The 25,824-nt window shown below is 54.4% G+C and carries 20 protein-coding genes; 8 read left to right on the top strand and 12 right to left on the bottom strand.

Annotated features, from left to right (window positions below):
- Positions 1-55: 55 nt before the first annotated feature.
- The 6 genes from fecA to OGY62_RS20755 all read left to right on the top strand — a co-directional run bounded on the left by fecA (position 56) and on the right by OGY62_RS20755 (position 9,251).
- Entirely contained in the window at positions 56-2,371 is a 2,316-nt protein-coding gene (fecA, locus tag OGY62_RS20730; protein ID WP_286460478.1) for a TonB-dependent Fe(3+) dicitrate receptor FecA, read from the top strand.
- Between the two features lie 100 nt (positions 2,372-2,471).
- Entirely contained in the window at positions 2,472-3,374 is a 903-nt protein-coding gene (locus tag OGY62_RS20735; RefSeq protein WP_286460479.1) for a Fe(3+) dicitrate ABC transporter substrate-binding protein FecB, read from the top strand.
- Positions 3,371-4,357 (top strand): iron-dicitrate ABC transporter permease FecC, encoded by a 987-nt coding sequence (fecC, locus tag OGY62_RS20740; RefSeq protein WP_114848701.1) that lies wholly within the window; start codon positions 3,371-3,373, stop codon positions 4,355-4,357. Before OGY62_RS20735 ends, fecC begins: the two co-directional genes overlap by 4 nt.
- On the top strand, positions 4,354-5,310 hold the full coding sequence (gene fecD, locus OGY62_RS20745) for a Fe(3+) dicitrate ABC transporter permease subunit FecD (RefSeq protein WP_130028466.1): 957 nt from the start codon (positions 4,354-4,356) through the stop codon (positions 5,308-5,310). Before fecC ends, fecD begins: the two co-directional genes overlap by 4 nt.
- Positions 5,311-6,078: a Fe(3+) dicitrate ABC transporter ATP-binding protein FecE gene (fecE, locus tag OGY62_RS20750; RefSeq protein WP_286460480.1), complete on the top strand. Its 768-nt coding sequence runs from the start codon at positions 5,311-5,313 to the stop codon at positions 6,076-6,078. It abuts the gene before it with no gap.
- A 455-nt stretch (positions 6,079-6,533) separates the two neighbouring features.
- Complete coding sequence (locus tag OGY62_RS20755) at positions 6,534-9,251, top strand: cation-transporting P-type ATPase (protein ID WP_427031734.1); 2,718 nt, start codon at positions 6,534-6,536, stop codon at positions 9,249-9,251.
- A gap of 109 nt (positions 9,252-9,360) precedes the next feature.
- Here the strand turns inward: OGY62_RS20755 and OGY62_RS20760 are convergent, their stop codons facing one another.
- On the bottom strand, positions 9,361-9,792 hold the full coding sequence (locus OGY62_RS20760) for a universal stress protein (RefSeq protein ID WP_275376297.1): 432 nt from the start codon (positions 9,790-9,792) through the stop codon (positions 9,361-9,363).
- A gap of 261 nt (positions 9,793-10,053) precedes the next feature.
- The gene (ssb1, locus tag OGY62_RS20765; protein WP_047459655.1) at positions 10,054-10,590 is read right to left on the bottom strand and encodes a single-stranded DNA-binding protein SSB1; all 537 of its coding nucleotides are present in this window, start codon (positions 10,588-10,590) and stop codon (positions 10,054-10,056) included.
- 250 nt (positions 10,591-10,840) lie between these two features.
- Between ssb1 and uvrA the strand changes: the two genes are divergently transcribed.
- Positions 10,841-13,663: an excinuclease ABC subunit UvrA gene (gene uvrA, locus OGY62_RS20770; protein ID WP_012134614.1), complete on the top strand. Its 2,823-nt coding sequence runs from the start codon at positions 10,841-10,843 to the stop codon at positions 13,661-13,663.
- A gap of 95 nt (positions 13,664-13,758) precedes the next feature.
- On the opposite strand, the gene OGY62_RS20775 is transcribed toward uvrA, so the two are convergent.
- The 5 genes from OGY62_RS20775 to dnaB all read right to left on the bottom strand — a co-directional run bounded on the left by OGY62_RS20775 (position 13,759) and on the right by dnaB (position 19,341).
- Positions 13,759-14,115, bottom strand: a complete 357-nt coding sequence (locus OGY62_RS20775) for an MmcQ/YjbR family DNA-binding protein (RefSeq protein ID WP_012134615.1) — start codon at positions 14,113-14,115, stop codon at positions 13,759-13,761.
- A gap of 249 nt (positions 14,116-14,364) precedes the next feature.
- Positions 14,365-15,078 (bottom strand): acid phosphatase AphA, encoded by a 714-nt coding sequence (gene aphA / locus OGY62_RS20780; RefSeq protein ID WP_012134616.1) that lies wholly within the window; start codon positions 15,076-15,078, stop codon positions 14,365-14,367.
- Positions 15,079-15,385: 307 nt separating this feature from the next.
- Positions 15,386-16,579, bottom strand: a complete 1,194-nt coding sequence (tyrB, locus tag OGY62_RS20785) for an aromatic amino acid transaminase (RefSeq protein WP_286460481.1) — start codon at positions 16,577-16,579, stop codon at positions 15,386-15,388.
- Between the two features lie 148 nt (positions 16,580-16,727).
- Positions 16,728-17,807, bottom strand: coding sequence for an alanine racemase (gene alr, locus OGY62_RS20790; protein WP_275155470.1), 1,080 nt, complete (start codon positions 17,805-17,807; stop codon positions 16,728-16,730).
- A 118-nt stretch (positions 17,808-17,925) separates the two neighbouring features.
- Positions 17,926-19,341 carry a replicative DNA helicase gene (dnaB, locus tag OGY62_RS20795; protein ID WP_012134629.1) on the bottom strand — a complete coding sequence of 472 codons (1,416 nt, stop codon included), beginning with the start codon at positions 19,339-19,341 and terminating at the stop codon, positions 17,926-17,928.
- Positions 19,342-19,422: 81 nt separating this feature from the next.
- Between dnaB and OGY62_RS20800 the strand changes: the two genes are divergently transcribed.
- Complete coding sequence (locus OGY62_RS20800; protein WP_012134630.1) at positions 19,423-20,406, top strand: quinone oxidoreductase; 984 nt, start codon at positions 19,423-19,425, stop codon at positions 20,404-20,406.
- 176 nt (positions 20,407-20,582) lie between these two features.
- Here OGY62_RS20800 and pspG read toward each other — a convergent pair whose 3' ends face one another.
- The 5 genes from pspG to tssD all read right to left on the bottom strand — a co-directional run bounded on the left by pspG (position 20,583) and on the right by tssD (position 25,614).
- Entirely contained in the window at positions 20,583-20,825 is a 243-nt protein-coding gene (pspG, locus tag OGY62_RS20805; RefSeq protein WP_012134631.1) for an envelope stress response protein PspG, read from the bottom strand.
- Between the two features lie 162 nt (positions 20,826-20,987).
- Entirely contained in the window at positions 20,988-22,025 is a 1,038-nt protein-coding gene (dusA, locus tag OGY62_RS20810; protein WP_286460482.1) for a tRNA dihydrouridine(20/20a) synthase DusA, read from the bottom strand.
- 215 nt (positions 22,026-22,240) lie between these two features.
- On the bottom strand, positions 22,241-22,924 hold the full coding sequence (locus tag OGY62_RS20815) for a DUF2931 family protein (protein ID WP_200031342.1): 684 nt from the start codon (positions 22,922-22,924) through the stop codon (positions 22,241-22,243).
- Between the two features lie 21 nt (positions 22,925-22,945).
- Positions 22,946-23,635, bottom strand: a complete 690-nt coding sequence (locus OGY62_RS20820; protein ID WP_286460483.1) for a DUF2931 family protein — start codon at positions 23,633-23,635, stop codon at positions 22,946-22,948.
- Entirely contained in the window at positions 23,632-25,614 is a 1,983-nt protein-coding gene (tssD, locus tag OGY62_RS20825; protein ID WP_286460484.1) for a type VI secretion system tube protein TssD, read from the bottom strand. Before tssD ends, OGY62_RS20820 begins: the two co-directional genes overlap by 4 nt.
- Positions 25,615-25,824 lie beyond the last annotated feature (210 nt).

Below are 25,824 nucleotides of genomic sequence, written 5' to 3' on the forward strand. Positions count from 1 at the left end.
CCGCTCGTTCGACTTCATAACTGAATACAAATAAAGAAATGATGATGGAGACGTGATGGCCTTTCATAACACAGCACCTCTGGTGATGGCGATTCGTTTAAGCCTGCTTCCGCTTGCCGGACTGGCTTCACTGCCTGCATTTGCCACGCAGTTCGATATTGCCGCCGGAGACTTAGACAAAGCACTTAATCAATACGCTGCCCGCAGCGGCATTATTATGTCAGTGGATGCTTCGCTCACGCGGGGCAAACACAGCGACGGACTGCACGGCGACTACGCGCTTGAAGATGGCCTGCGCACGCTGCTAAAGGGGAGCGGCCTACAGGAAAAATCGTTAGGCGATAACACCTGGACGCTGGAAGCCGCCCCGGTTGCCAGCGAGGACTCGTTGACCGTAGTCGGCGACTGGCTGGGTGAAGCCCGGGAAAACGACGTGTTCGAACATGCCGGCGCGCGTGACGTTATCCGTCGGGATGATTTCACCAAAACCGGCGCGACGACCATGCGCGAAGCGCTGAACCGTATCCCCGGCGTCAACGCCCCGGAAAACAACGGCACCGGCAGCCATGACCTGGCGATGAACTTCGGTATTCGCGGCCTTAACCCACGCCTGGCCAGCCGCTCGACGGTATTGATGGACGGCATCCCCGTACCTTTTGCGCCATACGGTCAGCCGCAGCTGTCGCTCGCGCCGGTCTCTCTGGGCAATATGGATGCCGTTGACGTGGTGCGCGGCGGCGGCGCGGTGCGCTATGGGCCGCAAAGCGTGGGTGGTGTGGTGAACTTCGTGACCCGCGCGATTCCGCAGGATTTCGGTATTGAAGCCGGCGTTGAAGGGCAACTCAGCCCCACCTCGTCGCAAAACAATCCAAAAGAGACGCACAACCTGATGGTAGGCGGAACGGCGGATAACGGTTTCGGCACGGCCCTGCTCTACTCCGGCACGCGCGGCAGCGACTGGCGCGAACACAGCAACACCCGTATCGACGACGTGATGCTGAAAAGCAAATACGCACCTGACGAGGTACACACCTTCAATAGCCTGCTGCAATACTATGACGGTCACGCCGATATGCCCGGCGGACTGTCCCGCGCCGACTACGACGCCGATCGCTGGCAGTCCACGCGCCCGTATGACAGCTTCTGGGGCCGCCGCCAGCTTGCCAGTCTGGGGTATCAATACCAGCCCGACAGCCAGCACAAATTCAATATTCAGGGTTTCTACACCCGCACCCTGCGCAGCGGTTATTTAGAGCAAGGAAAACGCATTACGCTCTCACCGCGCTACTACTGGGTTCGCGGCATTGAACCGCGCTACAGCCAGAGTTTTATGATTGGCCCGTCTGCGCATGAAGTCGGCGTAGGCTATCGCTATGTCAATGAATCCACGCATGAAATGCGTTACTACACCGCAACCACCAGCGGTCAGTTGCCGTCAACATCCAGCCCTTATGACCGTGATACGCGTTCAGGAACCGAAGCTCACGCCTGGTATCTCGATGACAAAATTGATATCGGCAACTGGACCATTACGCCAGGTATGCGTTTTGAGCACATTGAATCCTACCAGGACAACAACGTTAAAGGTACGCACGAAGAGGTGAGCTACAACGCCCCGCTTCCGGCGCTTAACGTCCTCTACCACCTCACTGACAGCTGGAATCTTTATGCCAACACTGAAGGCTCGTTCGGCACCGTACAGTACAGTCAAATTGGCAAGGCTGTGCAAAGCGGCAATGTGGAACCGGAAAAAGCGCGAACCTGGGAAGTCGGAACCCGATTCGACAACGGCGCGCTGACGGCGGAAATGGGGCTGTTCCTGATTAACTTTAATAATCAGTACGACTCCAACCAGACTAACGATACGGTCACCGCCCGTGGCAAAACCCGTCATACCGGGCTGGAAACGCAGGTACGTTACGATCTCGGCGATATGACGCCCACGCTGGAAAATGTCGTCGTTTACGCTAACTACGCGTACGTTAACGCCGAAATTCGCGAAACAGGCGACACTTACGGCAATCAGGTACCGTTCTCACCGAAGCATAAAGGGACGCTGGGCGTGGATTACAAACCCGGCAACTGGACGTTCAACCTGAACAGCGATTTCCAGTCCAGCCAGTTTGCCGACAACGCCAATACCGGGAAAGAGAGCGCGGACGGCAGCACCGGGCGTATTCCGGGTTACATGCTGTGGGGCGCGCGCGTGGCGTATGACTTCGGCCCCGAGATGGCCAACCTGAACCTGGCGTTTGGCGTGAAGAATATCTTCGACCACGAGTATTACACCCGCTCGTATGACGACAACAACAAAGGCATCTATGCTGGACAGCCGCGAACGCTATACCTGCAAGGGTCACTGAAGTTCTGATTGTTCATTTGTTGCCGGGTGGCGGCGTAAATGCCTTACCCGGCCTACAGAGTGACGTAGGCCAGGTAAGCGCAGCGCCATCCGGCAACCGGAGTTGACTATGTTTGCTTTTATTCGCGTTTATTTTTTCAGCCTGATCGTCCTGGCTGCGCCGGTTTTTGCTGTGACGGTGCAGGATGAACACGGCGCCTTTACCCTGAATAAAACGCCGCAACGGATTGTCGTACTGGAACTGTCGTTTGCCGATGCGCTGGCGGCGGTGAACGTCAGTCCGGTGGGGATCGCCGATGACAACGATCCCACGCGTCTGCTGCCGGAAGTGCGCCAGATTATCGGGCAATGGCAGTCCGTCGGCACCCGCGCTCAGCCGAGCCTTGAGGCGATCGGCGCGCTAAAGCCTGACCTGATTATCGCTGACAGCAGCCGCCACGCAGGGATTTACGCCGCGCTGCAAGAGATCGCCCCCGTGTTGTTGCTCAAATCCCGCAATGAAACGTACGCTGAAAATCTGCAATCCGCTGCGATCATCGGGAAAGTATCAGGTAAAGATGCCGAAATTCAAAAACGGCTGACGTTGCATCGGGAACGTATGCGCGCGTTTGCCGCCCACTTGCCGAAAGGGGCCAGCGTGGTATTCGGCACCTCACGCGAACAGCAGTTTAATCTGCACAGCCGCGAATCATATACGGGCGGCGTGCTCGCCGCGCTGGGTCTGCGCGTGCCGGAGGCAATCAACTCTGCGCCAATGACCACGATTAATCTGGAGCGGCTACTGGCGCTCGATCCGCAGTGGCTGATTGTCGCGCACTACCGCCAGGAGAGCATCGTTAAACGCTGGCAGCAGGATACGTTGTGGTCCATGCTCCAGGCGTCGCAACACCACCAGGTTGCCGCTGTCGATAGCAATAGCTGGGCGCGGATGCGCGGGATTTTCGCTGCGGAACGCATTGCCGGCGATACGGTGAAAATCTTTCATCACCAGATGCCTGATACCACGCAATGAGGACATTGATCATTTGGGGAGCGCCCGTACTGGCGCTCCTGGCGGCGTTCTGGCTGAGCCTGTTCTGCTACTCGGCGATCCCGATTTCACCCGTCAGTGCTCTGCATGCCCTGTTTCCTTCTTCAACGCCTCCGCTTTCGGAGGCGTTGGTGCGTAATTTACGTCTGCCGCGCAGCCTGGTGGCATTGCTGATTGGCGCCAGCCTTGCCCTGGCGGGAACATTGCTGCAAACCCTGACCCATAACCCGCTGGCCTCCCCTTCTCTGACCGGCATTAACAGCGGTGCGGCACTGGCAATAGCGTTAACCAGCGCATTCAGCCCCATGTTGCTCAGCGGGTATTCCATCGCGTTTATCGCCGCCGCAGGCGGAGGCCTCGCCTGGCTTCTGGTGATGCTGGCTGGCGGCGGCTGGCGACAGGAGCCCGACCGCAACAAACTGATTCTCGCCGGAATCGCGCTCTCCGCGCTGTGTATGGCGCTGACCCGCATCACGCTGTTATTGGCGGAAGACCACGCTTACGGCATTTTTTCATGGCTGGCGGGCGGTATTGCCCATGTGCGCTGGGCCGAGTTCTGGCAGCTCTTTCCTTTTGTTCTGGTGATTATTCCCGTCATGCTGCTGCTGGCGAACGCCCTTAATCTGCTCAACGTCAGCGATGTCGCCGCACACACGCTCGGCGTAAACCTGTTTCGGCTGCGGCTTACCGTCAATATCGGCGTGCTGGTGCTGGTCGGCGCCTGCGTCAGCGTGGCGGGGCCGGTGGCGTTTATCGGCCTGTTAATGCCGCATCTGGCCAGGGCGTGGTCAGGTCACGACCAGCGTAAGTTGCTGCCGATGAGCCTGCTGATGGGCGCAACGTTTATGCTGCTGGCGGATATTCTGGCGCGAGCGCTGGCCTGGCCGGGCGAGCTTCCGGCAGGCGCAGTGCTGGCGCTGATTGGCGCGCCGTGTTTTGTCTGGCTGGCAAGGAGGCGTGGATGAAAGCCTTTATTCTGCTCATCACGTTGCTCCTGCTGAGTATCACCGCGCTGCTGTCATTGCGTCTGGGCGTGGTTCCCCTACCCTGGTCCGCGCTGATCGATGGCTGGCATACCGGTCACGAGCACCACTATGTTCTGACCCAGTATCGCCTGCCGCGACTGCTGCTGGCGATATTCGTCGGCGCCGCCCTGGCGATTTCCGGTGTACTGGTGCAGGGCATCGTGCGTAATCCGCTGGCCTCGCCGGATATTTTAGGGGTGAACCATGCCGCCAGTCTGGCGACGGTAAGCGCACTCATGCTGCTGCCATCGCTGTCGGTCGTCTGGCTGCCGCTGCTGGCATTTGTGGGCGGGCTTTGTGCACTGATCTTGCTGCGTGCGATTGCGGGTCGCTCCTCCCCCCTACGTCTGGCGTTAATCGGCGTGGCGTTGTCGGCAACCTGGGCCAGCCTGACGGATTACCTGATGCTCTCCCGCCCGCAGGACGTTAACAACGCGCTGCTGTGGCTGACCGGCAGTTTATGGGGACGCGGCTGGTCGTTTGTGTATGTGGCGCTGCCGGTAATGCTGGCGCTTATTCCACTCAGCGCCTGGTTTTGCCGCGATCTGGATCTGCTGGCGCTGGGCGATGATCGCGCCAGCACGCTCGGCGTCCCGGTCAGTCGGGCGCAGCGCCTGGGATTGCTCCTCGCCGTCGCGCTGGCAGCCACCAGCGTGGCAGTTTGCGGGCCGATAGCTTTCGTCAGCCTGGTCGTGCCCCACCTGACCCGACGCCTGCTGGGAGGGCGCCATCACTGGCTACTGCCCGGCGCTGCGCTAATCGGCGCATTTGTCTTAACGCTGGCCGATTTGCTGGCAAGGATCATTAACCCTCCCACGGAGCTTCCGGCAGGCATGCTCACCGCCATTATCGGCGCGCCGTGGTTTATCTGGTTGCTTGTGAGGATGCGCTAAATGGATATCAGATGTGAAAACCTGACTGCCGGATACGGTGATAAACGCATTCTTGACGGCCTGTCGGTTACGCTACCCGCCGGGCAGATCACCGCATTACTGGGGCCTAATGGCTGCGGCAAATCGACGCTGCTGAAATGCCTTGCCCGCCTGCTCATACCGCAATCCGGCACCTTGCACATTGCGGGTAAGCCGCTGTCGGCCTTCTCACCCCGCGCGCTTTCGCGTCACCTGGCGCTACTGCCGCAACAGCACATGACGCCGGAAGGGATCACCGTGCGGGAACTGGTCAGCTATGGCCGCAGCCCGTGGCTGCCGCTGTGGGGGCGGCTTTCTCGCGACGACCATCAGCATGTCAACCAGGCAATGGCGCAGACGCACACTGACGCGCTGGCAGAAAGGCGGCTGACGGAGCTGTCCGGCGGTCAGCGGCAGCGCGTGTTTCTGGCGATGGTGTTAGCGCAGGATACGCCCATTGTATTACTGGATGAACCCACCACCTGGCTCGACATTAATCATCAGGTGGAGTTGATGGCGCTCATGCAGATGCTAAAACAGGCGGGAAAAACGGTCGTGACGGTACTGCACGACCTGAATCAGGCAAGTCGCTATTGCGATCATCTTGTCGTGCTGGCGCAGGGGAATGTGATTGCGCAAGGGCAACCTGTTGATGTGATGCAACCAGAATTATTACGCAAGGTCTTTCAGGTTGATGCGGAAATTCACCCTGAACCGCTGACAGGAAAACCAATGTGTATTATTCGTTAGTCTGCTAGCCATATTTTTACCTGTCCAGAGCAGTCTGTTCATCCTGTCAGACTGCTCATCAAAAATATATTCTTATGCCCTTTATTTTTATTCTCTGTCATTAACTTTAAATATTTAAAAGTTATGTAAGGAACACTATATTTAGTGTTTTTCAACCCAGATATTTAACGAAGGCGTAGGTTGAAATCCCGCTAATTACCGCGATGATGATTGCAAAAATAACCAGTAACATCAATCGCCTACCGCTATATATTCCTAACATAATTACCTCCTTTACTAAATTTACACTTCCATCAAAACACTGAAAATATACGCTACAAGCGTTATCTAACCATAAAGATAAAATAATCTTTAACGAAACGCTATTGATTAATGTCAATAATTCAGACTCTTTATTTTAATAGTATAATCGCGATTCAAAACATTATGCATTTTATACTTCGAGGAATTTTAAATTGACCAGAATGCCGAATAAAAATCGTCTCCATTCTGCGCCATGCGTTGAAAAAAAACCGTACCAGCAATCTGTTAACGAGGTACTTGAAAAAAAGCAGAGTCAGCCTTCCGGGCTGACGCAAAATGAAGCCAGCGCGCGCCTCGCGCAGCATGGGCCTAACGCGCTGCCAGAAAAAGCAGACAAACCGGCATGGTTACGCTTCCTGGCGCATTTCCACGATGTTCTGATTTATGTCCTGATCGCTGCGGCGGTGCTGACTGCGGTCATGGGTCATTGGGTGGATACGGCCGTCATTTTGGGTGTTGCCGTTATCAACGCCCTGATTGGCCACATTCAGGAAAATAACGCGGAAAAGTCGCTGAAAAGCATCCGCAATATGCTGTCGAACTCAGCGGTCGCGATCCGCAACGGTCAACATGAAACCGTCCCCACAACCGAACTGGTGGTGGGCGATATCGTCGTGCTGCGCGCAGGCGATCGCATCCCGGCAGATCTTCGCGTTATGGAAGCCCATAACCTGCGGGTTGAAGAGGCCATCCTGACGGGTGAGTCCACCGTTGTCGATAAAACAGCCGACACCCTTACCGGCGAACTGCCGTTAGGCGATCGTAAAAATCTGCTGTTCTCCGGCACCACCATCAGCGCAGGCGCCGGGCTGGGTGTGGTTATCGCCACCGGTGAAGAAACTGAACTCGGCCACATCAACCAGATGATGACGGGTATTGAGAAGCACCGTACCCCGCTGCTGGTTCAGATGGATAAACTCGGCAAAGCCATTTTCGCCATTATCGTCGCCATGATGGCAGGACTATTTGTGTTCAGTCTGCTGCTGCGCGATATGCCGATGGGCGAACTGCTGCTTTCTCTGATTAGCCTTGCCGTCGCGGCCGTACCGGAAGGGCTACCCGCGATCATCTCGATTATTCTGTCGCTCGGCGTACAGACGATGGCCCGCAAACGCGCCATTATCCGCAAGCTGCCGACGGTCGAGACGCTGGGTGCGATGTCCGTGATCTGTTCCGATAAAACGGGCACCCTGACCATGAATGAGATGACGGTAAAAGCCATTATTACGGCGGACAAAAATTACCGCGTTCAGGGCAACAGCTATGAGCCAATGGGCGAGATCCATACTGAGGAGAGCGACGCTGCGGTAGAGATCCTGCCTGGCAGCCTGCTGGAGAACTACCTTCGCACTATCGACCTGTGTAATGACAGCCAATTGATTCAGGACGAAAACGGTCACTGGGGCATCACCGGCGGGCCAACGGAAGGAGCCTTAAAAGTGCTGGCGGCAAAAGCGCGCCTTCCCGCCATTGAAACTGAACTGCGCAGCAAAATCCCGTTCGATTCGCAGTACAAATACATGGCGACGCACCATCGCATTGGAAATGAAGAGCGCGTACTGGTGACCGGCGCGCCAGATGTGTTGTTTAAACTGTGCCAGCTACAGCAGACTGCTACCGGTACTGAAGCTTTTACGCAAAATCACTGGGAAGCGGAGATCGCGCGCTATGCGAAAGAAGGTCTGCGCATGGTTGCGGCAGCCTGGAAGCCAGGGCGTGCAGAAGCCGCCTCTCTCACCCATGAGTGCCTGAATGACGGTCTGATCTTCCTGGGCATCGCAGGTATGATGGACCCGCCGCGCCCAGAGGCCATTGACGCAATCCAGGCCTGCCAGCAGGCGGGGATTCGCGTGAAGATGATCACCGGCGATCACCCGCAAACGGCCATGAGTATCGGCGGCATGCTGGGGATTCATAACAGCACCCACGCGGTAACGGGCTACGAACTGGAGCAGATGGACGATGCGGCATTAGCCGAAGCCGCTGTCACCTACGACATCTTTGCCCGCACCAGCCCTGAACATAAACTGCGTCTGGTGAAGGCGCTGCAAAACAAAGGCGAGATTGTCGGTATGACCGGCGACGGAGTCAACGACGCCCCCGCGCTGAAGCAGGCGGACGTCGGCATCGCGATGGGCATCAAAGGCACGGAAGTGACAAAAGAAGCCGCGGACATGGTACTGACGGACGACAACTTCGCCACCATCGCCAGCGCCGTGCAGGAGGGGCGTCGCGTTTACGACAACCTGAAGAAAACGATTCTGTTCATCATGCCCACCAACCTGGCACAGGGTCTGCTGATCATCATTGCCCTGTTGGCTGGGAACCTGATTCCGCTCACGCCGGTACTGATTCTGTGGATGAACATGGCGACCTCCGCCACGCTGTCGTTCGGGCTGGCATTTGAAGCCGGTGAGCGCAACATCATGCGACGCCCGCCACGCCAGAGTAATGAGAACGTCATGGATGCCTTTGCTATCTGGCGCGTCGGTTTTGTCGGAACGTTAATTGCGGCCTGCGCCTTTGCGCTGGAAGCCTGGTTGCAGCCTCGCGGCCACAGCCCGGAGTTTATCCGTACCGTGCTGTTGCAGACGCTGGTCACCGCACAGTGGGTATATATGCTCAACTGCCGGGTTTCGGATGGTTTCTCGCTGGGACGCGGGCTGCTGATGAATAAAGGCATCTGGATGGTCAGCGGCATTCTGTTGCTGTTACAGCTAGCGATTATCTATATGCCTTTCATGCAGATGCTGTTTGGCACAGAAGCGCTGCCGCTGCGTTACTGGGGCATAACCTTCGCTATCGGCGCAGTGCTGTTCTGCATTGTGGAGATAGAGAAACCGCTCACCCGTAAATTCCGCCGGAAATAGCCGGCGGTTCACCGCGAAGCAAAAAGCCTCCCGTAGCGGAGGCTTTTTTTTTGCCGATGGGAGAGGGGTTTTGTAGGCCCGGTAAGCAAAGCGCCACCGGGCAGGCAGATTAACGAATGACCATCACCGGAATTTTCGCGTATCGCAAAATATTCGCCGCAGCCGAACCGAGCAAATGCGTTGCAATACCCGGCTTGCGCGAACCGATGATAATCATCTCGGCGTTATGCGCTTCTACCGCGTTATTTACTTCATCACGAATATTGCCATGACGGACTTCAAAACGAATATTCTCCAACGGCGTTTTGAATTTTCTCGCAAGGTTAAGCATTTTCTCTTGCGCATCATTCGTCATGTATTCCTCGTATTTTCTGATATCTGAGGCAAAACCACGCATTGGGGAGGTACCCAGTTTAGGGAACACATGCAGCAGATGGATCACGCCGTTTTCTTTGTTCACCATATGATCAGCATAGGCAATGGCTTTGTCAGAGAGATCCATCGCCAGAATATCAACGGGCATTAAAATGACTTTATTCATGATGATTTCCTTAAGTTAGCTGACAGGCCAATCACATATCCCTGAAAAGACCTGGCAAGATTCAGCATTCATTTGACCAAAATAACGGGGGAATAATAATCAATAATACCCTGTATTTTTTGATCATAAGCAAGAAAGGAAATAACCCATAAAGTCTGTAGATATATTTACGTCCGGTGACAAAACTGACAAGCCTGCTATTTAATTGCACGCTATTTCAGCCAAAAAAAAAGCTCCCGTGAAGGGAGCTTTTTAAATTCATCAGAACGGGATGTCGTCGTCGAAATCCATTGGCGGTTCGTTAGACGGTGCCGGAGCGGATTGTTGCTGCGGACGGGACTGCGCGCCGCCGCTGAACTGGTTGCCGCCCTGCGGTTGCTGAGGCTGACCCCAACCACCCTGCTGCTGACCGCCGCCCATATTGCCGCCAGCCGGAGCGCCACCGCCCTGACGGCCACCCAGCATCTGCATGGTGCCGCCAACGTTGACCACCACTTCAGTGGTGTATTTGTCCTGACCGGACTGATCGGTCCATTTACGGGTACGCAGCTGACCTTCAATGTAAACCTGAGAACCTTTACGCAGATATTCGCTGGCCACTTCCGCCAGTTTGCCGAACAGCACAACGCGGTGCCATTCCGTCTGCTCTTTCATCTCACCGGTCTGCTTATCACGCCAGGATTCGGAAGTAGCCAGCGTAATGTTGGCAACTGCGCCACCATTTGGCATGTAGCGTACTTCCGGGTCCTGGCCCAGATTACCGACGAGAATCACCTTGTTTACGCCTCTGCTGGCCATGATCGAGTCTCCTGAAAAACGTTTCTGAATAAGTGTAAACGCGCGATTGTAGCATTACCAATAGCGTTTTTACTACGATGCGAGGCTGATTCCAGTAAACAACCTTGGGCGGACATTGTTACACAGTAGCCTGTGTTTTGCATTCTAATACTGTATATCCATTCAGGTTGAGTTGTGTCATAATTAACCGTTTGTGATCGCCGGTAGCGCCATGCGGCCGGGAAAAAGCGTTTTAATCCGGGAAAGGTGAATGGATAAGATCGAAGTTCGGGGCGCCCGCACCCATAATCTCAAAAACATCAACCTCGTCATCCCGCGCGACAAACTGATTGTCGTCACCGGGCTTTCGGGTTCTGGCAAATCCTCGCTCGCTTTTGACACCTTGTATGCCGAAGGGCAGCGTCGCTACGTTGAATCCCTTTCCGCGTATGCGCGTCAGTTTCTGTCTTTGATGGAAAAACCAGATGTCGACCATATTGAGGGGCTGTCGCCCGCTATCTCAATTGAGCAGAAATCGACATCCCATAACCCGCGCTCTACGGTAGGTACAATTACCGAAATACATGACTATCTGCGTCTGCTGTTCGCCCGCGTGGGTGAACCGCGCTGCCCGGATCATGACGTCCCGCTGGCGGCGCAAACCGTCAGCCAGATGGTGGATAACGTGCTGTCTCAGCCAGAAGGTAAACGCCTGATGCTGCTGGCGCCCATTATTAAAGAGCGCAAAGGCGAGCACGCCAAAACGCTGGAAAACCTGGCCAGCCAGGGCTACATCCGCGCCCGTATTGATGGCGAGGTCTGCGATCTCTCCGATCCGCCGAAGCTGGAGCTGCAAAAGAAACACACCATTGAGGTCGTGATCGATCGTTTCAAAGTCCGTAGCGATCTGTCCCAGCGCCTGGCGGAATCTTTTGAAACCGCGCTGGAACTCTCCGGTGGCACCGCGATCGTCGCGGATATGGACGATACGAAAGCGGAAGAGCTGCTCTTTTCCGCCAACTTCGCCTGCCCAATTTGCGGCTACAGTATGCGCGAGCTGGAACCGCGTCTGTTCTCGTTCAACAACCCGGCGGGAGCCTGCCCGACCTGCGACGGCCTCGGCGTACAGCAATATTTCGATCCCGATCGCGTGATCCAGAACCCGGAACTTTCTCTGGCTGGCGGCGCGATTCGCGGCTGGGATCGCCGTAACTTCTATTACTTCCAGATGCTGAAATCGCTGGCGGAACACTATAAGTTCGACGTGGAAGCGCCGTGGGGAAGTCTGAGTCAGAATGTGCATAAAGTCGTTCTGTACGGTTCCGGCAAAGAGAGCATCGAGTTCAAATACATCAACGATCGTGGCGACACCTCCGTGCGTCGCCATCCGTTCGAAGGCGTGCTGCACAACATGGAGCGCCGTTACAAAGAGACGGAGTCCAGCGCGGTACGTGAAGAGTTAGCTAAATTCATCAGCAACCGTCCGTGCGCCAGCTGTGAAGGCACGCGTCTGCGCCGTGAAGCACGTCATGTCTTCGTCGAGAATACTCCGCTGCCTGCGATCTCCGACATGAGCATCGGCCATGCGATGGACTTCTTCAACAATCTCAAGCTCGCAGGCCAGCGTGCAAAGATTGCGGAGAAGATCCTCAAGGAGATTGGCGACCGCCTCAAGTTCCTGGTAAACGTCGGCCTCAACTACCTGACGCTGTCCCGTTCGGCAGAGACCTTGTCCGGCGGCGAAGCCCAGCGTATCCGTCTGGCCAGCCAGATTGGCGCGGGGCTGGTAGGCGTGATGTATGTGCTGGATGAACCGTCTATCGGTCTCCATCAGCGCGATAACGAACGTTTGCTGGGAACGCTGATTCACCTGCGTAATCTCGGCAATACCGTGATTGTGGTGGAGCATGACGAAGACGCCATCCGCGCCGCCGACCATGTGATCGATATCGGCCCCGGCGCTGGCGTACACGGCGGTCAGGTCGTGGCCGAAGGGCCGCTGGAGGCGATTATGGCGGTGCCGGAATCCCTCACCGGCCAGTACATGAGCGGCAAACGCAAGATTGAAGTGCCGAAACAGCGCGTTCCCGCGAACCCGGAGAAAGTGCTGAAGCTGACCGGCGCGCGCGGCAACAACCTGAAAGACGTCACCCTGACGCTGCCGGTTGGCCTGTTTACCTGTATTACCGGCGTATCCGGGTCGGGTAAGTCCACGCTTATCAACGACACGCTGTTCCCGATTGCCCAGCGCCAGTTAAACGGGGCGACCATTGCGGAACCTGCGCCGTATCGTGATATTCAGGGGCTGGAGCATTTCGACAAAGTCATCGACATCGACCAGAGTCCGATTGGCCGTACGCCGCGCTCTAACCCGGCAACGTATACCGGCGTGTTTACGCCCGTACGTGAGCTGTTCGCTGGCGTGCCGGAATCACGCTCACGCGGCTATACGCCGGGACGTTTCAGCTTTAACGTGCGCGGCGGGCGCTGCGAAGCCTGTCAGGGCGACGGCGTCATCAAGGTTGAAATGCACTTCCTGCCGGATATTTACGTACCGTGCGACCAGTGCAAGGGCAAGCGCTATAACCGCGAAACGCTGGAGATTAAGTACAAGGGCAAGACTATCCACGAAGTGCTGGATATGACCATCGAAGAAGCGCGCGAATTTTTTGACGCCGTTCCGGCGCTGGCGCGTAAGCTGCAAACGTTGATGGACGTGGGTCTGACCTACATCCGTCTCGGTCAGTCCGCCACCACGCTCTCCGGCGGTGAAGCACAGCGCGTGAAGCTGGCGCGTGAATTGTCGAAACGCGGCACCGGGCAGACGCTGTACATTCTGGATGAACCGACCACCGGTCTGCATTTTGCCGATATTCAGCAACTGCTGGACGTGCTGCACCAGTTGCGCGATCAGGGCAACACCATTGTGGTGATTGAGCACAACCTGGACGTCATTAAGACGGCGGACTGGATTGTCGATCTCGGCCCGGAAGGCGGCAGCGGCGGCGGCGAAATTCTTGTTTCCGGGACGCCGGAGACGGTCGCAGAGTGTGAAGCGTCACATACTGCCCGTTTCCTCAAGCCAATGCTGTAATAATGCCCGATGGCGCTGCACTTGTCGGGCCTACAGAATATGCGTAATAGTTTGTAGGCCCGATAAGGCGCTTGCGCCGCATCCGGCAAAACGGCTCACGGCTGCACCAACAGCTTACGCTTGTCCTCCGGCAGAGTACTTACCGCCAGTTGATAAGAGGCATCCACCAGATAATAGATTTGCGAATCCGGTAGCGAACCGTCCAGGTAGACGGTGCTCCAGTGCGCTTTATTAAGATGTCGGCTTGGTCGCACATCGCTGTGTTGCTGGCGCAGCAACTCCGCCAGTTCAGGGCTGGTTTTCAAAGATACCGCCGGGCGATTTTCCACCTCTTTCACCATGGCAAAAAGCACATCTTCAACCTTGATTTGTGTGGCTTTCCAGTCACTGTGAACGCTCTGTTCCGCGCCTGTTTTTGCCATGCAATATTGCAGTAACTCCGAATTGGTCATCTTCTTATTCCCCTTTTAAGCATATTGCCCCACTGAGAACGTCTCTTACTCAGTTTGCAGCAAGTCCGCCAAAGGTAAAAGCCAGCAGCTCAATTTTGTTCAAAAAAACAGCGATTGAGAATCTTACCGGATGATGCCACTGTAGGCCGGATAAGGTGCCTGCACCGCCATCCGGCACCCGTGCCGCTTATTGCCGGATGGCGACGCTAATGCGTTTTATCAGTCCTGGGGCAAAAGGTTCCGCCGGTTTTAATATTCCGAGTTCACAATCACCTCTTCTCCAAACGCTCCGGCCTGCGGCAACGGTTTATAGGTAGAGTTGGAGGCGCGCAGGATGCGGATGCCACGGATGCCCGCGTCACGGGCTGCCGTAATGTCATTGTCGGAGTCGCCGTAGAAGATGCGGATATTTTTCTCCTGTAGCCACTGCGTTTTGGTGTTCTGGCCCGGCTTGTCGCCTGCAAAAATCACAGGATTCATATTGGCTGCGGGAATGTGGAAATCATCAGCCAGCGTTTTCGAGACGGTTTCGGTTTTCGTCTGGCTCCGCCCCGTGACAAAAAAGATGCTGTCGCCACGCCGAACGTGCATATCGATGAGCAGACGCGCCACCTCTTTCGGAATGCTGAACTCATCCCAGCCGTTGTTCATCTTCTCCCAGAATGCCGGATTTTTCAGATAGTCCTCACTTTCTGGCGAATAGACTTTTTTGCCGCGCCAGAAGCCAGGGCTGGAAAACAGCACGGTGTCATCAATATCAAACCCGACAGCAATGGGAGGACGACCCGCCAGGCTATTTTCGATCTGCGCGACAGAAACCCAGTGGATGGGAGACTGCTCGGCGAGTTTCGCGACGTTGGTGCCAGGATTTAGCGGCGACGGCGAGGACGCCAGGGCGATTGCTGAATTATTTAACGTGAAAAGTAAACAAAAGGCGCTCAAGGCCAGGGTTATCTTGCGCATATTTTTCCCTAAATAGTCAGTTAGTTATGATTTTTAATTATATTGACTGGTCAAAAAACTCTCTGACCATAACCCCAGCGGCAGGTGAAAGGAAGAATTTTCTGCGGTTTTGTTACAGAAAAAGAGGATGATCACATATGAATGGAGGGGGCAGCGCTACCGCTTACCGGGCCTACGAGTTGCTTTGTAGGCCGGATAAGGCAACGCCGCCATCCGGCAGGTCGCCCGGTGGCGCTACCGCTTACCGGGCCTACGGGCTGCTTTGTAGGCCGGATAAGGCAACGCCGCCATCCGGCAACACAATAACTTACATCACCGCAGCAAACGCCCTCGCCACGCGCTGGACATTGCCGGAATTCAGACCCGCCACGCACATGCGTCCGCTGGCGATCAGGTAGACGCCGAACTCATCACGCAGACGGTCCACCTGTGCAGCGCTCAGGCCGGTATAGCTGAACATGCCGCGCTGTTGCAGCAGATAATCAAAGTTACGGCCCGGTATCTCGGCGTTCAGGACATTCACCAGTTCCTGACGCATCGCCAGGATACGCGTGCGCATTGCTTCGACTTCCGCCAGCCAGCTGGCTTTGAGCGCCTCATCGTTCAGTACGGCGGCAACCACCTGCGCGCCAAAATTCGGCGGGCTGGAGTAGTTACGGCGCACGGTGGCTTTGAGCTGACCCAACACGCGGCCTGCGGCCTCAGCGTCTTCACAGACCACCGAAAGCCCGCCCACACGCTCGCCATACAGCGAGAAGATCTTCGAGAAAGAGTTACTGACCAGCGCGGGCAATCCGGCGCTGGCAATGGCGCGAATCGCGTAGGCATCATCTTCCATACCAGCGCCAAATCCCTGATAGGCAATGTCGAGGAACGGAATCAACTCGCGCGCTTTCAGGATCTCAATAACCGCGTCCCACTGCGAATGGGTTAAATCAGCACCGGTCGGGTTATGGCAGCACGGATGCAGCAGCACAATGCTGCGAGCAGGCAAGGTGTTGAGGGTCGCCAGCAAGTCGTTGAAACGCACGCCGTTAGTGGCGTTGTCATACCAGGGGTAAGTACTTACTTCGAAACCAGCGCCTTCAAAAATTGCGATGTGGTTTTCCCAGGTCGGGTCACTGACCCACACGGCGGATTCAGGAAAATAACGCTTCAGGAAATCCGCCCCTACCTTCAGCGCACCGGAACCGCCCAGCGTCTGAATTGTCGCCACGCGTTGCTGCTGAAGAACCGGATGATCGGCGCCAAACAGCAACGGCGCAATGGTATGGCGATAGGTATTGAGACCTTCCATTGGCAGGTACAGCGACGCGCCGTGCGGCTGCGCATTAATCCGGGCTTCCGCTTCGGCAACGGCTTTAAGCTGAGGAATAATGCCCTCTTCGTTGTAATACAGACCGATGCTGAGATTCACTTTGTCGCTACGCGAATCCTCTTTGAAACGCTCCATAAGCGAAAGAATCGGGTCGCCAGCGTAGGCGTCAACTTTTTGAAACACGCTGTGGTTCTCCAGGTTTACAGGCAGGGGGTTAAAACACAATAAACCGGAAGCGAGAGAAGATCGAGAGGATGTTGATGTGAATATCGCCGGATGGCGGGGGTATCCGCCTTATCCGGCCTGGGATCAATGCGCCACCCGGCACGCATTAATCGATGTACTTCATCGCAACCCTTGATGTCAGGCGTGTGATAAGTTCGTAAGCACTCACTTTTGTCATTTCCGCAATGCGCTCAACGGGCAGACCTTCACCCCACAAAATGACCGGATCGCCTGCTTTGTCCTGCGCCTGAGGGCCTAAATCGACGCAGATCATGTCCATCGCCACGCGACCGACAATCGTCACTTCCCGACCGTTAACCAGCACCGGCGTACCGGACGGCGCCGCACGCGGATAACCATCGCCATAGCCCATAGCAACCACGCCCAGACACGTATCGCGCTCGCTGATCCATGTGCCGCCGTAGCCCACCGGTTCGCCCGCTTTATGCTCGCGAACGGCAATGAGGCTGGAGGCTAGCGACATGACCGGCTGGCAGCCAAAATCTTCGCCAGTTGACTGATTTTCCAGCGGCGAGACGCCGTAGAGGATGATGCCCGGTCGCGCCCAGTCAAAATGAGACTGTGGCCACAGCAGGATGCCGCCGGAAGCGGCGATGGAACGTTGCCCCGGTTTACCTTCGCAGAAGGTATTAAAAATATCGAGTTGCTGCTCGGTCGCACCGCATTCCGGCTCATCGGCGCGGGCGAAATGGCTGACGATATTTACCGGCTGGCGCACGTTTTTACACTGCGTAAGCCGTTGATAAAACGCTTCGGCTTTTTCAGGACGCACGCCCAGACGATGCATTCCCGTATCCAGTTTCATCCACACCGTTACCGGCTCATCCAGCTCGGCGGCTTCCAGCGCGGCAAGCTGTTCCTCGTTATGCACGGCGGTATGCAGATGCTGTGCAGAGATGACTGGCAGATCGGTGGCTTCAAAAAAACCTTCCAGCAACAGAATGGGCTGCGTGATCCCGCCCGCCCGCAGGCGCAGGGCTTCTTCAAGGCGGGCGACGCCAAAAGCGTCGGCATCAGGGAGCGTTCGCGCGGTCTCCAGAAGACCGTGTCCGTAAGCGTTCGCTTTCACGACCGCAACCAGCTTGCTGGCAGGCGCCAGTTCACGCAGACGTTGCAGATTGTGTCGCAGAGCGCGGCGGTTAATGACTACAGTTGCCGCTTGCATTTGAATTCCTTATAAAAAGAATCGCCAAAATCATTCGCGTTGCAGGACAAAACGCGCTGTCCCCGAAGGGGTAAGCGGGCGCAGTCAACGCATCTGCGGCGTGAATGATGAAGGAGATTTACTCGTCGTCGTATTGCGGTCCCGCATAGTTATCAAAACGCGACCATTGCCCGTTAAACGTCAGACGTACCGTACCGATTGGGCCGTTACGTTGTTTACCAATAATAATTTCTGCGATGCCTTTTAAGTCGCTGTTTTCGTGATAAACCTCGTCACGATAGATAAACATGATCAAGTCGGCATCCTGCTCGATGGAGCCGGATTCACGCAGATCCGAGTTGACCGGACGTTTATCGGCGCGTTGTTCCAGAGAGCGGTTAAGCTGCGACAGCGCCACCACCGGCACCTGTAGCTCTTTTGCCAGCGCTTTCAGCGAGCGAGAGATTTCCGCGATTTCCAGCGTACGGTTATCGGAGAGCGACGGCACGCGCATCAGTTGCAGGTAGTCGATCATGATCAGGCTTAACCCGCCATGTTCACGGTAGATACGACGGGCGCGCGAGCGAACTTCCGTCGGCGTCAGGCCGGATGAATCGTCAATATACATATTGCGCTTCTCCAGCAGGATGCCCATCGTACCGGAAATACGCGCCCAGTCTTCGTCATCCAGCTGACCCGTACGAATGCGCGTCTGGTCCACGCGCGACAGCGACGCCAGCATACGCATCATAATCTGTTCGCCGGGCATCTCCAGACTGAAGATCAGTACCGGTTTCTCCTGCAACATCGCGGCGTTTTCGCAGAGGTTCATCGCAAATGTCGTTTTACCCATCGACGGACGCGCCGCAACGATGATCAGATCCGAGCGCTGCAAACCGGCGGTTTTTTTGTTTAAGTCCTGATAACCGGTATCGACCCCTGTCACACCGTCATGCGGCTGCTGGAAAAGGGTTTCAATGCGCGCCACGGTCGCATCGAGGATTTGATCGATGCTTTTCGGGCCTTCGTCTTTATTGGCGCGGTTTTCCGCAATCTGGAAAACACGAGATTCCGCGAGATCCAGCAGCTCGTCGCTGTTGCGCCCCTGCGGATCGTAACCCGCATCGGCAATTTCATGGGCGACGGAAATCATATCGCGAACAACGGCACGTTCGCGGACAATATCCGCATAAGCGCTGATGTTCGCCGCACTTGGCGTATTTTTGGATAACTCCGCCAGGTAAGCAAAACCGCCAACGCTGTCCAGCTGCCCCTGAATTTCCAGCGACTCCGCCAGCGTGATCAGGTCAATGGGTTTCCCCATCTCCTGCAAACGGTGCATTTCGGTAAAAATATGCCGGTGCGGCCGGGTATAAAAGTCATCCGCCACTACGCGTTCGGCGACATCGTCCCAGCGTTCGTTATCCAGCATTAAACCGCCCAACACCGACTGTTCCGCTTCAATCGAGTGCGGCGGTACTTTTAGCCCGTCAACCTGCAAATCACGGTCACGCGCATCAGTCTGTTGTTTGTTGAAGGGTTTATTTCCTGCCATAGTGAATGGAGTTACCGAGATAAAGAATGGGTCGAAACTTTACCATATAAGTGGACCCTTACGATACGTTCTGGAGGAAGCATGGCAACACGAATTGAATTTCACAAGCACGGTGGCCCTGACGTCCTGAAAGCAGTGGACTTTACCCCTGTAGACCCGGCAGAAAACGAAATCCAGGTCGAAAATAAAGCTATTGGCATCAACTACATTGATACCTATATTCGCAGCGGGCTCTATCCACCGCCATCCCTGCCCAGCGGGTTGGGCACCGAAGCGGCGGGCGTGGTGAGTAAAGTCGGCAGCAACGTTAAACATATTAAAGCGGGCGACCGCGTCGTTTATGCCCAGTCTGCGCTCGGGGCTTACAGTTCGGTACACAATGTTCCCGCCGATAAGGCCGCCATTCTCCCTAAAGCGATCTCTTTCGAGCAGGCTGCCGCCTCTTTTCTGAAAGGATTAACGGTCTTTTATCTGCTGCGCAAAACCTATGAGGTTAAACCCGACGAACCGTTTTTGTTCCATGCCGCCGCCGGGGGCGTGGGCCTTATCGCCTGCCAGTGGGCTAAAGCGCTGGGCGCAAAACTTATCGGCACGGTAGGCAGCGCGCAGAAAGCGCAAATTGCCTTACAGGCTGGCGCATGGAAAGTGATTAACTATCGTGAAGAAAATATCGCTGAACGGGTGAAAGAGATTACCGGCGGCAAAAAAGTACGGGTGGTTTACGATTCAGTCGGGAAAGATACCTGGGAAGCGTCGCTGGATTGCCTGCAACGCCGGGGGCTGATGGTGAGTTTTGGTAACGCTTCCGGCCCTGTGACCGGCGTTAACTTAGGCATCCTGAACCAAAAAGGCTCGCTGTACGTCACTCGCCCTTCTCTCCAGGGTTACATCACCAGTCGCGATGAATTGACCGAAGCCAGCAACGAGCTGTTTTCACTGATTGCCAGCGGCGTGATAAAAGTCGAGGTCGCGGAGAATCAGAAATACGCGTTGAAAGATGCGCAGCGCGCGCATGAGGTGCTGGAAAGCCGGGCAACGCAGGGATCGAGTCTGCTCATTCCGTAGTATGACGGGGAAAAGAATTAGGGCTTCCACATGGGAAGCCCTTTCTTTTTTAGTTCGGCTGTATGTAGGGTACAGCTCGATGAATTCATTAGCCGCGCAATAGTGACAGATTTGATAATCAATTCCTATTTGCTTCTAAGAAGAAAGTTACAGGTTGTGATCCTCTGCACAATACCTTAGTAAAACCGACGGTTATTGCGCTGATACTGTGGGATTTTTGGCGTTTTTACCGCTTTGATGACCCACACCACGGCAACAGCCAACAGCAACCACGGCAGCAGTTTGATCACCAGCGCAAACATCCCGCCCAGGAACATCACGGCGGTCGCCACCATCAGCGCGGCCAGAATCCCCAACAATGACACGCCGGTGGCCATCAGCATGATAAAAAAGCCCATCACAAAAAGTAGTTCCAGCATGATTCCCCCTGAATATGGAATGCCCGGTGGCGTAGCGCTTTGCGGGCCGGCATATTCAGACCATTACAAGAAACATGCCAAAATTAATCTATTGATTTGCAAACAAAACGCCCCGCGACTGTGCGCAGGGCGTGGTGAAATTGACTAACTTTTAGTGAGAACTTAACGCTTATCCGCCACCCGTTTCAGCGCATGTTCCAGCACGTCAATGTTGGCGCCTGCTTTATGGGCATTTTCGCTCAGATAACGGCGCCACTGCCGCGCGCCAGGAATCCCCTGAAACAGCCCCAGCATATGACGGGTAATATGCCCGAGGTATGTCCCCTGGCTCAGTTCACGCTCAATGTACGGATACATGGCGCGAACGACAGCCACAGGATCGGCATCCGCCGTGGTCGCGCCAAAAATCTCACGGTCAACGGAGGCCAGAATACCCGGATTTTGATAGGCTTCGCGCCCAATCATCACGCCATCCATATGCTCCAGATGCGCTTTCGCCTCTTCCAGCGACGTAATACCGCCGTTGATGGACATGGTCAGATGCGGGAAGTCACGCTTTAACTGGTAAACGCGCGGATAATCCAGCGGTGGGATCTCGCGGTTTTCCTTCGGACTGAGCCCGGAGAGCCAGGCCTTGCGCGCGTGGATAATAAACATCTCGCATTCGCCTTTACCGGCGACCGTATTGATGAAGTCACAGAGAAATTCATAGCTGTCCTGATCGTCAATACCGATACGGGTTTTGACCGTTACCGGGATCGACACTACGTCCCGCATCGCCTTCACGCAATCCGCCACCAGTTGCGCATTTCCCATCAGACAGGCGCCAAACATGCCGTTTTGTACGCGGTCAGACGGGCAGCCTACGTTAAGGTTAATTTCGTCATATCCTCGCGCCTGCGCCAGTTTTGCGCATTGCGCCAGCGCAGCCGGATCGCTGCCGCCAAGCTGCAACGCCACCGGATGCTCTTCCTCGCTGTATGCCAGATAGTCGCCTTTGCCATGAATGATCGCCCCGGTAGTTACCATCTCGGTATAGAGCAACGTCTGGCGAGACAGCAGACGCAGGAAGTAGCGGCAATGTCTGTCCGTCCAGTCGAGCATCGGCGCGATAGAAAAACGATGAGCAGGGTACAGGGCTAATTTCTCTGGCATCACGTTGGTTTGCAACGTGTTTTGTGACTCTTTATTTTGATGCATTTTTAAACTTTTTAACGTATTTTTGCATTCTCGGTACCCCTGACAGGCCCCCTAAAAATGGGAACCTACAGAGGAGAATGGAATGAGATATGGCCTACTATAGCATAGAGAAACACCCGCACGCAGATGGCACATTGAGGTTAAAAAGATGCCATGAGAAATAATGCCTGAATCATAACTGTTCGTGCGTTCATCATTGTTTCCCATCCATGTTATTACCACTCCCCGTAGGGGTAGGTTTTTCCTTTGATAAACGCTTCTGTATCGCTGGAATAACGGTATTCGCGCAGGAAGTCGCTGTTTGCCCCCTCCTTACAGATCGTCAGTTCATTACCCGACAGGGTGTGGATTTTCCGGGGTGTTACAGGAATGGCAGGATAATCTCCTGCATCAGGGAACCAGATCCTGACCTTGCCGCCAGGCGCAAGGCCGAACAGGATATTGTTGTACCACAGAGGCTCCCCGCCAAACAGATGATCGGCAGGTGTCTTCATACGCTGCCACATTGCGGGTGAAAATATCACGCGGGTTTCATAAGTCTGGCGATCGATGAATGAATCCCAGCAGAACACGATAAACTGCGGAGGCTTGTTGATTTTATTGAAGTTAACGCTTCCGCCATACAAAATATCTCCCCATCTATCAATGGAAACCGGGTCACGGGATGTTGAGTCCAGCGTGTAAAAGGTATAAAGATAGCCGTCGGTATCAATTACCCGTGCATGTCTTACCCGCGCGGGTAATGCCCAAGGGGTGATAAAAGAAAAACTCCCTTTCCCGTAGGGCAATGTCCAGTCGCCGCTGGCGGCCTGCTTCGACTGTAAGGGGTACGTCTGTGGGTGACTGCACCCCGCCAGCACCAGCAGGACTGCCAGAATATGTAACCGTCGTGTGCTCATCGTTGTTTCCTGTCCCTGTTATTACCACTCCCCGTAGGGGTAGGTTTTTCCTTTGATAAATGCTTCCGTTCTCTCTGAATAACGGTATTCGTGCAGGAAGTCGCTGTTTGCCCCCTCCTTACAGATCGTCAGTTCATTACCCGACAGGGTGTGGATTTTCCGGGGCGTTATGGGGATGGCAGGATAATCCCCTGCATCAGGGAACCAGATCCTGACCTTGCCGCCAGGCGCAAGGCCGAACAGGATATTGCGATACCACATGGGTTCACCAGAGCGACGAGTATGATCGGCAGATGTCTTCATACGCTGCCACATTGCGGGTGAAAATATCACGCGGGTTTCATAAGTCCGGCGATCGATGAATGAATCCCAGCAGAACACAATAAACTGCGGAGGCTTGTTAATTTTGTTGAAATTAACGCTTCCGCCATGCATATTTTTGGTCCATTTATCAATGGAATCAGGATCTTTTGGTGTGGAGTCCAGTGTGTAAAAGGTATAGAGATACCCGTCGGTATCAATTACCCGTGCATGTCTTACCCGCGCGGGTAATGCCCAAGGGCTGATAAAAGAAAAACTCCCTTTCCCGTAGGGCAATGTCCAGTCACCGCTGGCAGCCTGCTTCGACTGTAAGGGATACGTCTGCGGGTGACTGCACCCCGCCAGCGCCAGCAGGACTGCCAGAATATGTAACCGTCGTGCGTTCATCATTGTTTCCCGTCCATGTTGTAAACTGTTCTGAGCCATCCTGCGTCAGGCCGGTTAACGAAACCGATCGTTTCAGAAGCAGAAGCCCCGCCTTGTGGTTTACCCGTTTTACTTACGGCGACGGCATTCCAGTTTGCTGAACAGTGGATATAGGTTTTGGCGATAATTTCAATGTCCTGCTTAGTGAAACCGATAGTTGGCCGTCTCAAGCGTGCAGACTTTCCCATTGAAATTGCACGTTCCATGAAGAGAGAAAGGTCAGCAGGAATTTTAAGTTCATCCACGTCCAGGTTCTCATCAAACATCACCCCCGCCTCCTTCGCCGCATCGACCATCACCCGCAGAATTACCTTTGACCAGTCATTTCGGACAATGCGCTGACGTAGCGTCAGTGCGGCAAAGCTGCGCTTTTGCATCTGACCATAACGGTCGGTAGCGGCGTAGTCGTCTGACCAAACTTCAGGAGTGATTTCATTAGTACGCATAATCGGTGCGATAGCAGGAGAGGCTTCCAGAACCGGTAGTTGTGCCATGGTCTTCCGGTAAGCGCCGGAACGTTCATCAGGCTGATTTAATGGTAAAGTGTCCACCTGTGGGCGGGTAAGAAACAGATCCTCACGCGTCTTAGGCAGGTAACCGCCGCCAATGTCGGAATGCACTCCGGGTAAGGTTATCTCCGGCCAGGCAGGTGCCACGCTGTTAAGCGCAAAGTTATAGCGACATTCATGCTGAGCGGTGATATGGAAAACTTTTTGCGCCACGCCGGGCTGCAAATGAATATTGACGTCGCCCGTATCAGCGCTGTGCGGATTCAGGCCATTAAAGGGAGTTCCAACGGCCGTGACGGTATCAAAAATACCAATAAAGCGGGTCTTTCCTGCAGGTTTCCCCGTGTAGACCTGCTTTACCATGCCAGCATTAATGGCATTCACAATTGCACCATCTTCTGACTGTACGCGATTCGCAAAATGACGGGCCGCCGCCGAACCGCGACTGAAGCCGAAAATATCAAACAGCAAGGTATCAACACTAAACTCACCATGTAGTTGATCCAACGCCGCTTTTATTGCTTCAGCCAGTTGCGCTACCGCATCATCAGTTTTAGCGATTACACCGTAATCAGACGTGCCAAGCCCAAGGCCAATCATACTGTCCGCTTCACCAGCCTGCGTACCTATGCCCTCAATATATACGGCATGTTGAATATATTTCCCGTAAGCTGGAAATCGTTGCAAATACAATTCATTTAGCCAATGTATATTTGTATAGTACCCGTAGTAGCTGGTTGCCTCTGTACCACTCAGCCCCATTTTTTCGGAAGCACTCTTTTGGAGAATTCTTTCCGCATCAGGGTTATCAATGTCAAAATGCTGCGCGGTACAAGCCGCCAGCATATTTCGCGTATTGACCGCGTTATTGCCCGTACCATCGAAGAAGATCCCCAGCACCAGCGTAACCTTTCGTTTCTCCGGCTCCGGAGGAGGAGATATAACCTGCGCCACTGGAAAGAGCTGATTATATCGTTCAGGCGTAACAAGGTAATCGAATTCAGTACCAGCGAGAAGATGCTGACAATGAATATAATCATAATCCAGCGAAATATATTCATAATCCAAACTATTTTGCCGTGATTCAGATACCAGCCGATTTAATCTTGCCCCTCTCAGTTTAATGACATAATACTTCTCCCACCGGCCAAATCTATTGATCCGATAAATATCAAAGCGCATTTTAAGATTTTCATTATTATTGATCGCATTTGTCAGTAACGGTGACGCCCTGTCAATTACTTTGCTAAAGGACAGCCTCTGATGCTTCACCCCCATTCCAGTGTTTGATATCCCCTGCGTAAGGCTAAAAACGAAAATTTCATCTTCATGTCCCTGCTGCCAACGATTCCCCACTGAAGTTGTGGTTCCACAACCAGAGGAAATATCCCCTTGATGCTCACCCTCAATGGTTACATAAATAATATCACCCATTTGTGCTCCTGATTTATTACACCACTTTTATGAGAGTAATTCTCTGGGGACAGTAATATTTTGTGCATCGTCAAAAAATAACGTATTGCCACCACGATTTAAGAATAATAATGTTACAAATAAAAAGCAGAACAATAAATACCCTTAAAGCATACTGAACATGAATATCATAAAATTTTCATAGGTGAACGCTTATAAAAGGCCCTCACT

This window comes from Citrobacter sp. CK198, assembly GCF_030333295.1.
Lineage (GTDB): Bacteria > Pseudomonadota > Gammaproteobacteria > Enterobacterales > Enterobacteriaceae > Citrobacter_B > Citrobacter_B koseri.

Excerpts from the sequence above, each read along its gene's own strand:
- fecA (WP_286460478.1), top strand. The coding sequence starts at position 56 with ATGGCCTTTCATAACACAGCACCTCTGGTGATGGCGATTCGTTTAAGC.
- OGY62_RS20735 (WP_286460479.1), top strand. The coding sequence starts at position 2,472 with ATGTTTGCTTTTATTCGCGTTTATTTTTTCAGCCTGATCGTCCTGGCT.
- fecC (WP_114848701.1), top strand. The coding sequence starts at position 3,371 with ATGAGGACATTGATCATTTGGGGAGCGCCCGTACTGGCGCTCCTGGCG.
- fecD (WP_130028466.1), top strand. The coding sequence starts at position 4,354 with ATGAAAGCCTTTATTCTGCTCATCACGTTGCTCCTGCTGAGTATCACC.
- fecE (WP_286460480.1), top strand. The coding sequence starts at position 5,311 with ATGGATATCAGATGTGAAAACCTGACTGCCGGATACGGTGATAAACGC.
- OGY62_RS20760 (WP_275376297.1), bottom strand. The coding sequence starts at position 9,792 with ATGAATAAAGTCATTTTAATGCCCGTTGATATTCTGGCGATGGATCTC.
- ssb1 (WP_047459655.1), bottom strand. The coding sequence starts at position 10,590 with ATGGCCAGCAGAGGCGTAAACAAGGTGATTCTCGTCGGTAATCTGGGC.
- uvrA (WP_012134614.1), top strand. The coding sequence starts at position 10,841 with ATGGATAAGATCGAAGTTCGGGGCGCCCGCACCCATAATCTCAAAAAC.
- OGY62_RS20775 (WP_012134615.1), bottom strand. The coding sequence starts at position 14,115 with ATGACCAATTCGGAGTTACTGCAATATTGCATGGCAAAAACAGGCGCG.
- aphA (WP_012134616.1), bottom strand. The coding sequence starts at position 15,078 with ATGCGCAAGATAACCCTGGCCTTGAGCGCCTTTTGTTTACTTTTCACG.
- alr (WP_275155470.1), bottom strand. The coding sequence starts at position 17,807 with ATGCAAGCGGCAACTGTAGTCATTAACCGCCGCGCTCTGCGACACAAT.
- dnaB (WP_012134629.1), bottom strand. The coding sequence starts at position 19,341 with ATGGCAGGAAATAAACCCTTCAACAAACAACAGACTGATGCGCGTGAC.
- OGY62_RS20800 (WP_012134630.1), top strand. The coding sequence starts at position 19,423 with ATGGCAACACGAATTGAATTTCACAAGCACGGTGGCCCTGACGTCCTG.
- pspG (WP_012134631.1), bottom strand. The coding sequence starts at position 20,825 with ATGCTGGAACTACTTTTTGTGATGGGCTTTTTTATCATGCTGATGGCC.
- dusA (WP_286460482.1), bottom strand. The coding sequence starts at position 22,025 with ATGCATCAAAATAAAGAGTCACAAAACACGTTGCAAACCAACGTGATG.
- OGY62_RS20815 (WP_200031342.1), bottom strand. The coding sequence starts at position 22,924 with ATGAGCACACGACGGTTACATATTCTGGCAGTCCTGCTGGTGCTGGCG.
- OGY62_RS20820 (WP_286460483.1), bottom strand. The coding sequence starts at position 23,635 with ATGATGAACGCACGACGGTTACATATTCTGGCAGTCCTGCTGGCGCTG.
- tssD (WP_286460484.1), bottom strand. The coding sequence starts at position 25,614 with ATGGGTGATATTATTTATGTAACCATTGAGGGTGAGCATCAAGGGGAT.